Below are 14,607 nucleotides of genomic sequence, written 5' to 3'. Positions count from 1 at the left end.
AAAAGTACCTCACAAGGAATAATGCTGCGGAATTGAGGTAATAATAAAATTTTTATTGAATTAATTGATATGTATTGCAAAAGTAAGTAATTATATGTATCCATCAAAAGTTTAATCGTTTTTTAATAGTTGCTTTCTGCGTAAGTGGCCTTTTCGTAGAGTTGCAACTATTGGCTTCTGACGTATAAAGAGATGGTAGCATGTTCCTTATATAGTAATAATGGACAGTCTATATATTGGTATTATATGAGGTGTAAAGATATAATTAGGGCTTTTAAGAAGTAAAAGAAAAGCAGGGAAACGATACTTGTTGTATTTCGTCTTCCCTGCTTATAGTTTATGATACACTATAGGCTGCTTCTGTATTTAGAAGGGAACCTTGCGTACTCACAAAAGGTGAACTTTATCCACCTTTACTTGGTATTTTAATGTCCTTCCAGCACTTGAGAATAAGTCTATCGAGTGTTTGAGGATTAATATTTGAACACTGCAGTGAGTGTTATCTTGCGTCCATCAGCATGTGCATACTCTGCATTACGTGCCATCATCATAGATGCTGGTGTGTAATAAGTGTAGTTCAATAAGTTGGATACAGCCAAACTTAAGTCGCAAGCCTTCATCTTTACGCCTGCAGTAAGGTTTAGTAAGTTGATACGATTTACGATACCTTCACCCTCGTTATATACTCCTGAAGCATTAGGAGTAAATCTGTCACGCTTACCGGTGTGCATGTATTGCAGTTGGAGATAGGTGTTCTTGACAGGAGCATAGTTGACATACATTGCCAACTTTGCGGCTGGGATGGAAATGTTTGACATATATGTGTCCCAATCACCAGTAGCTGATTTGAGCTTACCTTCGAACCATGAGAAGTTAGCACCAACCTTTAAGTTACGGAGAAATTGTGCATCTGCACTCAATTCAACGCCATACACCTTCTGTGGAGTACGGTTTACTACCCAGAAACCATTCTCTATCTTGAGGTCACTTCCAAGCTTAGAATAGGTGTAGAAAACAGATCCATTCAACTGCAACCAATGGTTAATATCAGAGTAAACACCCATCTCGTAGTTGTTTGTCTTTACTGGTTCTGTTGATATCTTAGAGAGCACATCGGCCTTAGCAGCACGTAATGTACGACCTAAATCAAAGATAGAGAAACCTTGAGAGTAGGCTACGAAGGGTTGAAAAGCAGGATATTTGTTATAAGAAACACCCACATTAAAAGACATATTATTATACTTTAGCTTTCCACCTTTGACATGAACCTGTGGGTCGGAGAGCTTATTGCGCAATACATCATAGTCTGGTACGTTTATATTAATGAAGTCGTAACGTCCTCCTAATTTGAGGCTTAGATGTTGCCATAGTGTGGTCTTCATTTGAACAAAGGGCGCATGGTTGTTACTTGTCACCCATGGCATCCAGTATCTACCATCTACCAAAGGTTGTGATGTCTTATTATAAAGGTAGTCATAACCATAAGCTAAGTGTGCAAAAGCATTCTCTGAGAATATAAGTCGAGTATTAAACTGGGTGCGGAAACCAAACTTACGATCCTTAACAGCCGACTGTCCACTTGTTTCTTCCCATCTTGGCTGCGCAGGGTTAGCCTTACGGAAGTCGAAGATAGTATATATTCCCGAACCATAAACAGATGCTTCTAAGTCGGTATGTTTGAATATATCCTTTGAAGTAAACTTGAGGTAAGCATTGTGATTGTATCTTGTTCCCTCGTCAACTGCCTGTGGGTCCTTGTTACCAATTATACCAATAGAAGGACTTTGGAGGTACTTTCCGCCGAAAGGAATCAATTTTGTGTCTTGCAAACTACGATAGAAATTATACATCAATTCTATTCTGTTCTTAGGAGATAGGGAATAACCGAGATTAACAAGTATGTTTGTTGTATAAGTATCACCGAGTCCGTAGCGTGGAGAGATAAATTTCCCATCACCATCAATAGCACTACCTGTACGTCCAAAAGCCCCATTTACGAGATAATCAAATTGCCCCACACGACCATAAACTTGCTGGTTGATGCGATAACCTTGCCCTTTTCCGTGACGGAAGAGGTTATAAGTTGAACCCGAGAGAGTCGTCTCTCCAGCTACAGCCTTGTTGGTGGTATTCTTCTTAGTTATGATGTTTATCAATCCTCCGATAGCACCATTACCATAGAGAGCAGTAGAGCCTTTTACTACTTCTATATGGTCGATAGCAGCGATGTCGATGGTTCGGATGTCACGGTCTGTTGAACGTAAAGGAGTTGATTGAGGAATACCATCAATCAAGATAAGTGCGCTTCTTCCACGAAGTGATTGTGACCGAGAGCTTGTAGTATTACTTGATAGAGCCATACCAGGCGTGAGCATGCCTAAGAGGTGAGTGATATCGGGAGCCGCCTTGCTCATTTCTGCTATTTGCTTTTGGTCAAGAATCGTAACTGTAGCAGCCGCATTCTGCTTTATTTCAGGTATACGTGTAGTACTGATTATTACTTCTTCGAGATGTTGTGTGGAGTCTTTAATCTCTTCTGATTGTGCATTACAAGGTGTGGTTGCCATTGCAAGCATTGCGAGAGATAGATAAATTGTTTCTTTTTTCATATAAATACAATTCTATGAGTGTTAATTGATGTCTGCAAAAGTACTAATATTCTATAGAGCGTGCAATACCTAAAATGAGGTATATGTAGTTCTATGTGCCTTATTTTTGAACGTATTTTTCTATGTGGCAATATATCTTTAGTATTGTGACAAGTATTTGATTCGTTTTTTTTTCTTACTTTTGCATTATCTTTTTGAATATTATCGGCTTGTAACGTTATCTATAGATGATAGGATGGGTGATGTTGGAAGTTAATCAAAGTAGGGTTATTTTCTACTCTGATAAATATTTATGAGAATCCTCAATTCCGCAGCATTATTCCTTGTGAGGTACTTTTATATATTGAAGTGACATTTTGGGGATTTATCCATTGATATGGGGATTTTCTGGGGTTCTTGGTTCTTGCATAGTCATGAAATCCCCCGCCCAAACCAATGAGGAAGTATGAAAAGCCACAAAAAAATGATGTTTATTCAATGAAGACCTTAATTCCGCAGCATAAATTCTTGTGAGAACTCCAAGTGCCTGAGAAACAAAGTTCTCAAAACACTTGGATATGTCAGAAATTTCACCTATCTTGGTGCTGCAAACATAACAAGTAAGCAAAAAACTGACATGACAAAGGTAGCAATTAAAAACGAGAATATCACTTCTTACGGTGGAATTTATCATGTCATGGACGTTTTCTCAAAGTTGGGCTTTGAAAAACTTACCGAATCTGTATTGGGCAAACGTGGAAGTAGCGGCAAAGCATTCAGCCATGGAAGTATTTTCGGCTCTCTATTCTTCAGTTACCTTTGTGGTGGAGAATGCCTTGAGGACATCAATGTGCTTATAGGGCAGTTCAAGCAGAGACCTGACACGCTATTACCCAGTGCCGACACTGTGGGACGCGGACTGAAGGAGCTTGCCGAAAAGAATATTGTCTATAAGAGCGAGACCTCCGACAAGTCGTATCGTTTCAACACAGCAGAAAAGTTGAATACCTTACTTTTACGGATGATACGGAGGATGGGGCTTATAAAGGTAGGCAGTCATGTTGACTTAGACTTTGACCACCAGTTTATTCCAGCCCACAAGTTCGATGCAAAGTATTCTTACAAGCAGGATTCTGGCTATTTCCCCGGTTGGGCTTCCATTGGGGGAATCATAGTCGGAGGTGAGAATCGTGACGGAAACACTAATGTGAGATTCCATCAAGAAGACACGCTCCGTCGCATTATGGACCGTTTAACCTCAGAACTTGGTGTGGTAACAGAGCGTTTCCGTGCTGACTGCGGGTCGTTCTCAAAGGAAATCATCCAAACCGTAGAGCAGCGCTGCAACACGTTCTATATACGTGCAGCCAACTGCGACAGCCGATGTGAGGACTTCCGTCAGCTGAAAGAATGGAAGAGTGTTGAGGTTGGTTATGAGAGATACGATGTCACCTCCGTCAGCATAGACAACTTAATAGAAGGAAAGTCATACAGGCTTGTCGTACAGCGTAGTCCCTTGAAAGACAAGCACGGCAGGGAACAGACGGATATGTTCGGAGTGATATACACATACCGCTGTATCCTTACCAATAACCGGACATCTACCGAGAAGGACATCATTACATTCTACAATGAGCGTGGAGCAAGCGAAAAGAACTTTGACATACAGAACAATGACTTCGGATGGTCGCATCTGCCCTTTTCCTTTATGGCTGAGAACATGGTTTTCATGATGGTTACCGCCATGCTGAAGAACTTCTATCTCTATCTCATCCGTCATGTCAGCGAAAAGGTCAAGCCATTGAAAAAGACAAACAGGCTGAAAGCCTTTATCCTGCATTTTGTCAACGTGCCGGCAAAATGGGTGCGAACAGGAAGGCAGAACGTTCTAAACCTGTATACAAATAAAACCTACTACGCTGAGGTCTTCATTGAATAAACATCATTTCTTTGTGGCTTTTCATACTTCCCCATTGGTTTGGATGGGGGATTTCATGTCTATGCAAGAACCAAGAATCCTAGAAAATCCCCATATCAATGGATAAATCCCAAAAATGTCACTTCAATATATAAAAGTACCTCACAAGGAATAATGCTGCGGAATTGAGGAATATACTGATTTAGAAAAATGTCGTAGAATCTCAACAACCTGTCATCGAATGTACGTTCTTAGTTATATGGCCATAATGATTATCTATTTAGCAAGCTAAAATAAACCTTATATTTAACATCATTGAGAGTTATTGAAGGATTGTAGTAGCTTGTGTTTTGATATGCTGAATAAACTGACTCTATTATATCATCCAAGGAATTCTTAGGAATATAGCCTGCATTATTATAATATGATTCAGCCAATTTAAAGATGTATGATGTAACAACCGCATCCTCTGACATGTGACCATTCAACGTAGAGAATAGATTAGCCAATTCTCTCGCAAAGACATTTCTATAATCTGGAAGAGGGGTAGTATTCTGCAAAGCCTTATCTGTAGTAATATTGAATGGATTAAAGGATGCTTTATCTACCATTTCAGAAAAACGATCATTTGAATTAGACACAGTCATTTTTGCTCTTATCTGACCCAGCAAAGCATTGGCTTGTGGGTATCCTAAGACAGAAGCCTTTTCTGCACTTGATGCAGCACTCTTATAATCGCCTTTATTAGCTAATGTAATAGCTTTTACAAAATATGGGAATGAGTAATTGGGGCAATTCGATATTACCTCATCCAGTAATTTTAAGCCTTCTTCTACACGATTAGATTGAGTGAGGAAGTTTGCTAAGTTACAAGCAATAACCCTCTTATGTACAAATAGGATATTGTTATAAGAATTCCCCATCAGATTATCATAGGTGGGAGAATATTTATATGCTTCTTCAAGATACTTTATGGCTGTTCTAAGATCTTTTCTTCTGTGATAAACCATAGCCAAACGATACAAAGCTACTGCGTCCGTAGGACATAAATCTACGGCCTTTGCAAAATCATTAAAGGCTGAGTTATCATCACCCATATCCTCATAAACGGTTCCTCTAAACTTATAGTATTGAAAAGCGCTTCTGTTCTTTTCAATCAAGAAGGAATACTTTGCAATTGCAGTGGGATAATCGTGAGCCTCATAAGCATTCAAAGCTTCTTGATCAACCTTAAGGTCTGCAGCATCAACCACAATTTCTCGTCCACCAATCTTAAAAGAAGTTCTTACCGATTCAGTAGTTGAATTGTCAGCTTCCTGCTGAGACTTCAATCGAGCCAGTCGTTCTTCTTCTTTCTTTTTGTTTGTAGCAAGACGTGCCTCTCGCTCATCTGCAATACGCTTTTCCTGAGCGAGACGAAGTCGTTCTTGCTCAGCCTCGTGTTCCTTTCTAAGGCGTTTTTTTTCAGCCTTTTTCCCGAACAAAATATCAAGTAATCCCATGTTATAATGCTTTATTTTATTGTTACTAATGAAGGGGTCTCAATCATCCTAGTCACCAGCGACCAGAAATTGATTTTGCACTCTTCGTTCATATATTCCTTGTAGAGCGACATATCCTTTTGGCGTTGTCTGCGCACAATGCGATCGATAATCTTATCAAGTGCCTCTTCTGCAGCCTGCTTATCCGGATTGCCTACGATGAGTGTAATGTAGTCGTTGTCCTGCTTAACAGCATTGACAATGGCCGTGAGCTTTACTTTCTGCTCCTCGGGTGTAGTGTCTCAGCCTTTGAACCATTTTTCATTGAACTCTTGCAGGATAACCTTAATTCCGCAGCATAGATTCTTGTGAGAACTCCAAGTGTCTGAGAAACAAAGTTCTCAAAACACTTGGATATGTCAGAAATTTCACCTATCTTGGTGCTGCAAACATAACAAGTAAGCAAAAAACTGACATGGCAAAGGTAGCAATTAAAAAACGAGAATATCACTTCTTACGGTGGAATTTATCACATCATGGACGTTTTCTCAAAGTTGGGCTTTGAAAAACTTACCGAATCTGTATTGGGTAAACGTGGAAGTAGCGGCAGAGCATTCAGCCATGGAAGCATTTTCGGCTCTCTCTTCTTCAGTTACCTTTGTGGTGGAGAATGCCTTGAGGACATCAATGCGCTTATTGGGCAGTTCAAGCAGAGACCTGGTACGCTGTTACCCGGCGCCGACACTGTGGGGCGCGGACTAAAAAAGCTTGCCGAAGAGAACATTATCTACAAGAGCGAGACATTAGGCAAGTCTTATAGTTTCAACACTGCAGAGAAGCTGAACACCTTACTTTTACGGATGATACGGAGAATGGGGCTTATAAAGGCGGGCAGTCATGTTGACTTAGACTTTGATCATCAGTTTATTCCAGCCCACAAGTTCGATGCAAAGTATTCTTACAAGCAGGATTTTGGCTATTTCCCTGGTTGGGCTTCCATTGGGGGAATCATAGTCGGAGGTGAGAATCGTGACGGAAACACCAATGTGAGATTCCATCAAGAAGACACGCTCCGTCGCATTATGGACCGTGTAACCTCAGAACTTGGTGTGGTAATAGAGCGTTTCCGTGCTGATTGCGGGTCGTTCTCAAAGGAAATCATCCAAACCGTAGAGTCGCGCTGCAACACGTTCTATATACGTGCAGCCAACTGCGGCAGCCGACACGAGGACTTCCGCCGGCTGAAAGAATGGAAGAGTGTTGAAGTTGGTTATGAGAAATGCGATGTCACATTCATCAGCATGGACAACTTAATAGAAGGAAAGTCATATAGGCTTGTCGTACAGCGTAGTCCTTTGAAAGACAAGGATGGCAAGCAACAGACGGATATCTTCGGAGTAATATACACATACCGCTGTATCCTTACCAATAACCGGACATCTACCGAGAAGGACATCATTACATTTTATAATGAGCGTGGAGCAAGCGAAAAGAACTTCGATATACAGAACAATGACTTCGGATGGTCGCATCTGCCCTTTTCCTTTATGGCTGAGAACATGATTTTCATGATGGTTACTGCCATGTTGAAGAACTTCTATCTCTATCTCGTCCGTCATATCAGCGAGAAGGTCAAGCCATTGAAAAAGACAAGCAGGCTGAAAGCCTTTATCCTACATTTTGTCAGCGTGTCGGCAAAATGGGTGAGAACGGGAAGGCTGAACGTTCTGAACCTATATACAAATAAAACCTACTACTCTGAGGTCTTCATTGAATAAACAGTATTTCTTTGTGGTTATCATACTTCCCCATTGGTTTGGGTGGGGGATTTCATGGCTATGCAAGAACCAAGAACCCCAGAAAATCCCCAAATCATTGGATAAACCCCAAAAATGTCACTTCAATATATAAAAGTACCTCACAAGGAATAATGCTGCGGAATTGAGGCTATAAACAAAAAACGACCCGCACATTTGAACTTCGTTGAGAGGCTTGGCGGGTTCTCGTGATACGAAGGTACGAATAATCAGCGATAAGACAAACTTTTCAGTAAGAAAAATCCGCAAAAAATGAATGGTAGAGTCAAAGCGGGGGCTACTTCAAACAATCCTATCGGGCAAGTGTTTTTTGAACTTGCAGGGAGATCATCTGATTTATCTCAAAGGTAGTTTGATTTGCCTCAGAGGTAGTTTCATTTATCTCAGAGGTAGATGCAAGCGACTTTGATGCCGGAAGAGATAGGGCTCTTTCGGCATTTTTAGTCCTCGCGCGCGTATATAACACTACAATATAGGTGTGTATTTTTCCTTCACTGCCTTCACCAAAGGGTCAAAGTGCTCATTTTCAGACGGCTGCGGTGAAGGCAGATTTTTGACTTAGAGGCTGGAGAGAAGGAGGAAGGTGAAAGGTTTTCTGAGGAAAACTTTCACCTGAAAAGATGTTGATTATCAGTAGATTGCAGCGGTGGGTGAAGGTGTGAAGGAAAAAACATAAATCTATTGTAGGGTAACGCGCGCGCGAGGCGAGACATCTTAATGGGCAGCTTTGAGAATGACTTCACCGAGGGTAGGATGAGCATGGATGGTTTCGCGGAGTTGTTGCAGGGTGTAGCCCGCGGCAATCATCGGCACCAGCTCTTGAATGAGGTCCGCAGCGTGCGCACCATAAATGTGCCCCGCAATCAAGCGTTCCTCTTCATCGAAGATGAGTTTGACCATGCCGTCAGGTTCGCCCATGGCGAGTGCTTTTCCATTGGTGCGGAAAAAGCCTTTACACGTTTTGACGTTCCATCCCCGCTCTTTGCAGGCAGCTTCGGTGAGTCCCACACTCGCGGCTTCGGGTTGGGTGAATATGGCCGAAGGAATGAGGTCGAAACGAATCTGATCGGGCGTTTGGGTGATGTGGTTGAGGGCGCGTTGCCCTTGGAAGGAGGCCGCATGAGCCAACTGGCAGAGGCCGTTGACATCGCCCACGGCATAAACACCCGGCACGTTGGTTTGCAGATTGTTGTCGACAGCAATACCTTTTGCGTCATAGTGGATGCCGGCCTTTTCCAACTCCAACCCTTCGGTACGCGCCGCGCGCCCCACAGCCATCAACACAATGTCGGCTTCTATGGTGGAGGAGTTGCCCTTGCAGTCGTAGTGAACGAAGAGTTGCTGTTCTTGAGATTCGATGGCCGTGACAGCAGCTTGATTGACGAGTTGTATTCCTGCTTTTTTGAACGCAGGACGCATGCGCTTCACCAAGTCGGCATCAAAGTTGGGCAACATTTCTTTGCAGAATTCAAGTACGGTGACTTCACTGCCAAAAGCGGAGAAAATGGAAGCAAACTCCATCCCGATGACCCCGCCACCGATGATGACCAGACGCTGTGGGATGTGGTCGATGTCCAACATTTCGGTAGAGGTGAGTACGTTGGGCAGGTGTGCTCCGGGAATGGGGAGGAACTTGGTGGTAGAGCCCGTTGCAATGATGATGTTGGGCGCTGAAAAGAATGGGTCTTCTATGACCTCGCCGGTTGCATCATGGGGATTTTCAACTTCGAGGGTGTGGGCATCGACAAACCGAGCCGTTCCTTTCACCAAAGTGATATTGGGAGCAGAAAGGAGGGTTTGAATGCCGCCTTGAAGGGTGGAAACCACCTCGTTTTTGCGTTCCATCGCCTTGTGAATGTCGAAGTGGTAGGTGAGATGGGTGAGTCCCCACAGGTCGCCCTCTTTCAGGTCGTTGAGTACCTGCGCATTGCGGCACAAGCACTTGGTGGGGATACACCCTTGGTTGAGACAAGTGCCGCCAAGTGCCGCGGCTTCGATGATGACGGTGTTAAGCCCTTGTTGTGCTGCACTGACGGCAGTTCCGTAGCCTCCGGGGCCGGTGCCGATGATGATGAGATCGGTGTGTTTCATATGGTTTTTTGAGGTTGAAGTTGAAAACAGGGTTTGATTGGGATGGAGTTTTGACACTCTCCGCATTAAGTAGGTGTCAAAGTAAAGAACACTCTACGCAGAAGATAGTTACGATTAGTTTTGAAGACCTACTTTATGATAAACAACCTGCACACAGCGTCCACAGCGTGCGGAGCGAACTTCGCCACGTTGTCGACCCTGTGTGCAGGAAAGCTGATTAGAGATCTTTGAAAGTCAGCTTGGGTTCGCGCACCGCTTTGACGTCGTCCAAGCGACGAATAGGGGTGTTATGGGGTGCGGTTTTGACCACCTCCGGATGCGATTTTGCCTCATCGGCAATCTTGTGCATCACCTCAATAAAGGCATCGAGGGTGGACTTACTTTCCGTTTCGGTCGGTTCAATCATGAGCGACTGATGGAACAGCAAGGGGAAGTAGATGGTGGGCGCATGGTAGCCATAGTCCAACAAGCGTTTGGCCACATCGAGCGTGGTCACTTCGGTGCTCTTGTCCTTCAGTCCATCATAGACAAACTCATGCTTGCAAAGCCCCTCGATGGGCAGTTCGTAAGCGTCTTTGAGTCGTTCTTTGATGTAGTTGGCATTGAGCACCGAGAGCGGCCCGACTTTGCTCAGTTGGTCACCGCCCATCGTGAGCAGATAGGCATAAGCGCGCATCAATACCGCGTAATTGCCCAAGAAACCTGAAATGTAGCCGATGGAGTCGGGATTGTGGTAGAGATCGTAGGTACCGTCCTCCTTTTTGATCACTTGTGGGTTGGGAAGGAGTTCGGCCAAATCTTCACGCACACCGACAGGGCCGGCACCAGGTCCGCCACCACCGTGGGGGGTGGAGAAGGTTTTGTGCAGATTGATGTGCATCACGTCAAACCCCATATCGCCGGGGCGGCAGACGCCGAGCATGGGGTTGAGGTTGGCACCATCATAGTACATCAATCCACCGGCCTCATGCACGAGTTTCGCGATTTCGGGAATTTGGGTTTCAAAGATGCCCAAAGTATTGGGATTGGTCATCATCACACCTGCCAAGTCGTCGCCCAGCAAGGGAATCAAATCGTTCACATCGACAGTGCCGTTGGGCGTACTTTTCACCTCCACGATTTCCAAACCGCAAACGGCGGCCGAAGCCGGATTGGTGCCGTGGGAGGAATTGGGAACGATGATTTTTGTGCGATGGGCATCGCCCCGCCGCAAATGGTAGGTGCGAATGATCATCAGTCCCGTCATTTCACCTTGAGCGCCGGCATAGGGATTGAGCGTGAAGCGATGAAGTCCCGAAATTTCAGAGAGGCTGCGCTGCACCTCGTCGTAAAGCCTCAGTGCGCCCTGAGTGCCACGCGTGTCCTGAGTGGGGTGAAGCGTGGCAAAATCGGCATGAGCGGCCATCTCATCGTTGATTTTCGGATTGTACTTCATGGTACAACTGCCCAATGGGTAAAAACCGGTGTCTACGCCAAAATTATTGTTGCTCATGTTGGTGTAGTGGCGCACGGCCGTCAGTTCATCGACTTCGGGAAGGAGGGTTTCGGAGTGACGGCGCAGGGCGGAGGGCAGTTGGTCAAGGGAGTATTGAGGATAGGAAGACTTCGGCAGAGAATAACCTACTTGACCGGGTTGTGAGAGTTCGAAAATGAGTTTTCCGTAATAGGTGTTGTTCATCGCAGGTAGGCTTTAAGAAGTGACACAAAGTTTTCGATTTCTTCGGGAGTGCGCTTTTCGGTGACGGCAATCAAGAGGCAGTCGTCCATTCCCTCGACTTCCGGACGCACCCCGCAGTGAATGCCATTTTCGCGGAAGTAGTCCTGCAAAGCGGACACATCGCGCCGGGTGCGCACGCAAAACTCGTTGAGAAAGGGGGCGGTAAAGACATCTTCAAACTCTCCGGTGGCTATCAAGGCATCGTGCAGATAGTGAGCACCGGCATAGGATTGTTCGTTGACCTCCTTCAACCCCTGTTTGCCCATGAGCGAGAGGTACAAGGTGACAAAGAGCGACATCAGCCCTTGATTGGTGCAGATGTTGGAGGTCGCTTTCTCGCGGCGTATGTGTTGTTCGCGCGCCTGCATCGTCAGCACAAAAGCGCGCTGTCCGTCGGCATCGGTGGTGGCACCGACGATGCGCCCAGGCATTTTGCGGATGAGTGACTTTTCTGCGCAGAGAAAACCGATATAAGGGCCACCGTAGGAGAGGGGTACACCCAGCGATTGCGCATCGCCCACGGCGATATCGGCTCCCCACTCGCCCGGCGATTTGAGTACGGCCAAGGTGGAGGGCATACAATTGACGACAAACAGGGCTTTATGGGCGTGGCATACCTCGGCAAAACCATCGTAATCTTCGATTATCCCGAAGTAGTTCACGGCTTGCACGAAGAGGGCAGCGACATCGTCGGTGATGCGCGCTTTGAGGTCGTCTAAGTCGGTACGGCCATCTTTCTGTGCCACAAATTCCACCTCAATCCCTTGGAAGCCGGCATAAGTTTGCATCACTCGCACCGTTTGCGGATGGAGGGTTTCGGCAATCAAGATGCGTTTCTTTTTCTTACCCGCTGCCAGCGCCATAAACATCGCTTCGGTCGTTGCGGTGGTGCCATCATACATCGAGGAGTTGGAGTAGTCCATTCCGGTAAGGTCGGCCAACATCGTTTGGTACTCAAAGATGTATTGTAACGTGCCTTGCGACACTTCGGCTTGATAGGGGGTGTAGGAGGTGAGAAATTCGCTGCGCGAGAGGAGAGCTGGAATGACACTGGGGGTATAGTGGTCGTAGACTCCTGCTCCGGCAAAACAAACGAGTTGTTCGTTTTGCGCACCTAAGGCTTTGAAGATATTGCGCACTTCAAGTTCCGATTTAGCATCGGGAAGTTGGTAGGGGCGCTTGAGTTTGAGTGCTTCGGGCACCTCATCATAGAGGTGGGCAAGGCTGTCGACGCCCACGACTTTGAGCATCTCGGCAATGTCTGCTTCGGTGTGAGGAAGATATTTATAGGCCATAATCAGCTAAGATTTAAGGTGTGTAATCGGTAGGTATTGAAAATTAGAGGTCGGTTGCAGTAAGTGTTCTCGATATTGATACCTACTGCAAAAAATGAAAAGAAATGGCACATGGTCTTAGTGTCAAGACGCAGTGGCCATTTCTTTTCAGAAAAGGAGGCTATTGCGCCACAAACTTTTCGTAGTCGGCAGCACTCATCAGCCCTTTCAGCTGCTCGGTGTCGGAGAGTTCCACCTTCATAATCCAATTTTCAAAAGCATCCTTATTGACCAACTCCGGTTCGTCGTTGAGGGCTTCGTTTACTTCGAGCACGGTGCCCGATACCGGTGCAATCAAGTCGCTGGCTGCTTTCACACTTTCCACTGCGCCGAAGGTTTCTTCGGCTTCCACTTCGTCACCTTCTTCGGGGAGTTCCACATAAACGACGTTGCCAAGCTGGCTTTGAGCAAAGTCTGTAATGCCGATGTATGCCGTATTGCCTTCTACTTTTACAAATTCATGCGATTCTGAGTAGAGCAAACCTTCGATAATTTTAGCCATAATGTTTGAGTTTTAATAGGGGGGTGTTTATTTCTTGTAGTTCTTTTCGTAAAAGCGTTTTTTGGTCACAACGCCATCTTGCAAACGCTTGTGTATGCGCACTTGAACGTTGTTGCCCAATTCGGCATAGCGCTTGTCGATGAGTGCCATACAGACACTCTTTCCGGTTGAAATGGAATTGTAGCCGGTGGTAACGGTGCCTATCACGACCCCATCCACCTCTACATCGTAGCCGTGGCGCGGGATAGCGCGGCTGCTCAGTTCGATGCCCACAATCTTTCGCTTCAACCCTTCGGCCTTCATTTGTGCGAGGGCTTCTTTTCCGATAAACTCTTCCTTATCGAGCTTGCAGAACATACCCAAACCGGCTTCGAGGGGAGTAATGTCTTGTGATAGTTCGTTGCCGTAGAGCGGCAGTCCCACTTCAAAACGCAGGGTGTCGCGACAACCGAGTCCGCAAGGCTCAACCTCACCACTCTCCAAAAGGGCATCCCACACCTGATTGATGAAAGCGTGTGAGCCATAGAGTTCAAAACCATCTTCGCCCGTGTAGCCTGTTCGGCTGATGAGAATGGGTTCTCCTCGATGCTCCAATTCCGTAAAGGTATAGAAGGCCAAATCTTTGCAGGGAATGCCCAAAACGCGCTCAATGACTGCCTCGGCTTTGGGGCCTTGCACCGCCAGTTCGCCAAACTGCTCTGAGAGATTCTCGATGTTCACGTCAAATCCCTCCCGCTGCGCCTCTATCCAAGCCATGTCTTTGTCGATGTTGGCCGCGTTGATGACGAGGAAATAGTTCGTTGCGCTTTTCACATAGACGAGCAAATCATCCACCACGCCTCCTTCGGGATAGAGGAGCATGCCGTAGAAGATGCTGCCGTAGGGTGCACCGGCCACGTTGTTGGTGAAAATGTGCTGCACAAATCGTTCGGCATCGGGGCCGGTGATGCTCACTTCGCCCATGTGTGAAACATCAAACATTCCGCAGGCGTTGCGAACGGCTTGATGTTCGGTAACGATGTCCTTGTATTGGATGGGCATCTCAAAGCCTCCAAAAGGAGCTATCTGTGCGCCGAGTGCTGCGTGCTTGTCGTACAAGCAGGTGCGCTTCAAAGTTGCTTGTTCCATGATGGTATTTGAATAAGGTTTTGACAAAGGG

At 45.7% G+C, this 14,607-nt stretch carries 8 protein-coding genes and 1 pseudogene; 2 read left to right on the top strand and 7 right to left on the bottom strand.

Features of this window, described 5'->3' with window-relative positions; translation table 11 throughout:
- Positions 1–473 precede the first annotated feature (473 nt).
- A complete protein-coding gene (locus H8527_RS01080) occupies positions 474–2,609 on the bottom strand; it encodes a TonB-dependent receptor (RefSeq protein ID WP_187544899.1) in 2,136 nt (711 codons plus the stop codon).
- 616 nt (positions 2,610–3,225) lie between these two features.
- Between H8527_RS01080 and H8527_RS01075 the strand changes: the two genes are divergently transcribed.
- Entirely contained in the window at positions 3,226–4,527 is a 1,302-nt protein-coding gene (locus H8527_RS01075) for an IS1380 family transposase (RefSeq protein ID WP_187544897.1), read from the top strand.
- A 251-nt stretch (positions 4,528–4,778) separates the two neighbouring features.
- On the opposite strand, the gene H8527_RS01070 is transcribed toward H8527_RS01075, so the two are convergent.
- Positions 4,779–6,008: a tetratricopeptide repeat protein gene (locus H8527_RS01070; RefSeq protein ID WP_187544895.1), complete on the bottom strand. Its 1,230-nt coding sequence runs from the start codon at positions 6,006–6,008 to the stop codon at positions 4,779–4,781.
- 454 nt (positions 6,009–6,462) lie between these two features.
- On the opposite strand from H8527_RS01070, the pseudogene H8527_RS01065 reads away from it, so the two are divergent.
- Positions 6,463–7,765 (top strand): annotated as a pseudogene (locus H8527_RS01065) (IS1380 family transposase).
- Between the two features lie 753 nt (positions 7,766–8,518).
- Here the strand turns inward: H8527_RS01065 and lpdA are convergent.
- The 5 genes from lpdA to gcvT form a co-directional block, all read right to left on the bottom strand.
- On the bottom strand, positions 8,519–9,895 hold the full coding sequence (lpdA, locus tag H8527_RS01060; protein WP_187544891.1) for a dihydrolipoyl dehydrogenase: 1,377 nt from the start codon (positions 9,893–9,895) through the stop codon (positions 8,519–8,521).
- Between the two features lie 217 nt (positions 9,896–10,112).
- A complete protein-coding gene (gene gcvPB / locus H8527_RS01055; protein ID WP_187544889.1) occupies positions 10,113–11,573 on the bottom strand; it encodes an aminomethyl-transferring glycine dehydrogenase subunit GcvPB in 1,461 nt (486 codons plus the stop codon).
- Entirely contained in the window at positions 11,570–12,907 is a 1,338-nt protein-coding gene (gene gcvPA / locus H8527_RS01050; RefSeq protein WP_187544887.1) for an aminomethyl-transferring glycine dehydrogenase subunit GcvPA, read from the bottom strand. The genes gcvPB and gcvPA overlap by 4 nt, the downstream gene beginning before the upstream one ends.
- Before the next feature lie 160 nt (positions 12,908–13,067).
- Positions 13,068–13,448, bottom strand: coding sequence for a glycine cleavage system protein GcvH (gcvH, locus tag H8527_RS01045; RefSeq protein ID WP_187544885.1), 381 nt, complete (start codon positions 13,446–13,448; stop codon positions 13,068–13,070).
- Between the two features lie 27 nt (positions 13,449–13,475).
- Positions 13,476–14,576, bottom strand: a complete 1,101-nt coding sequence (gene gcvT / locus H8527_RS01040; RefSeq protein WP_187544883.1) for a glycine cleavage system aminomethyltransferase GcvT — start codon at positions 14,574–14,576, stop codon at positions 13,476–13,478.
- Positions 14,577–14,607: the final 31 nt, after the last annotated feature.

It is taken from the genome of Alloprevotella sp. Lung230, from assembly GCF_014385435.1.
In the GTDB taxonomy this organism is placed as follows: domain Bacteria; phylum Bacteroidota; class Bacteroidia; order Bacteroidales; family Bacteroidaceae; genus Alloprevotella.
Note: the sequence above shows the minus strand (reverse complement) of the source record. Positions and strands in the feature narration are given on the sequence as shown.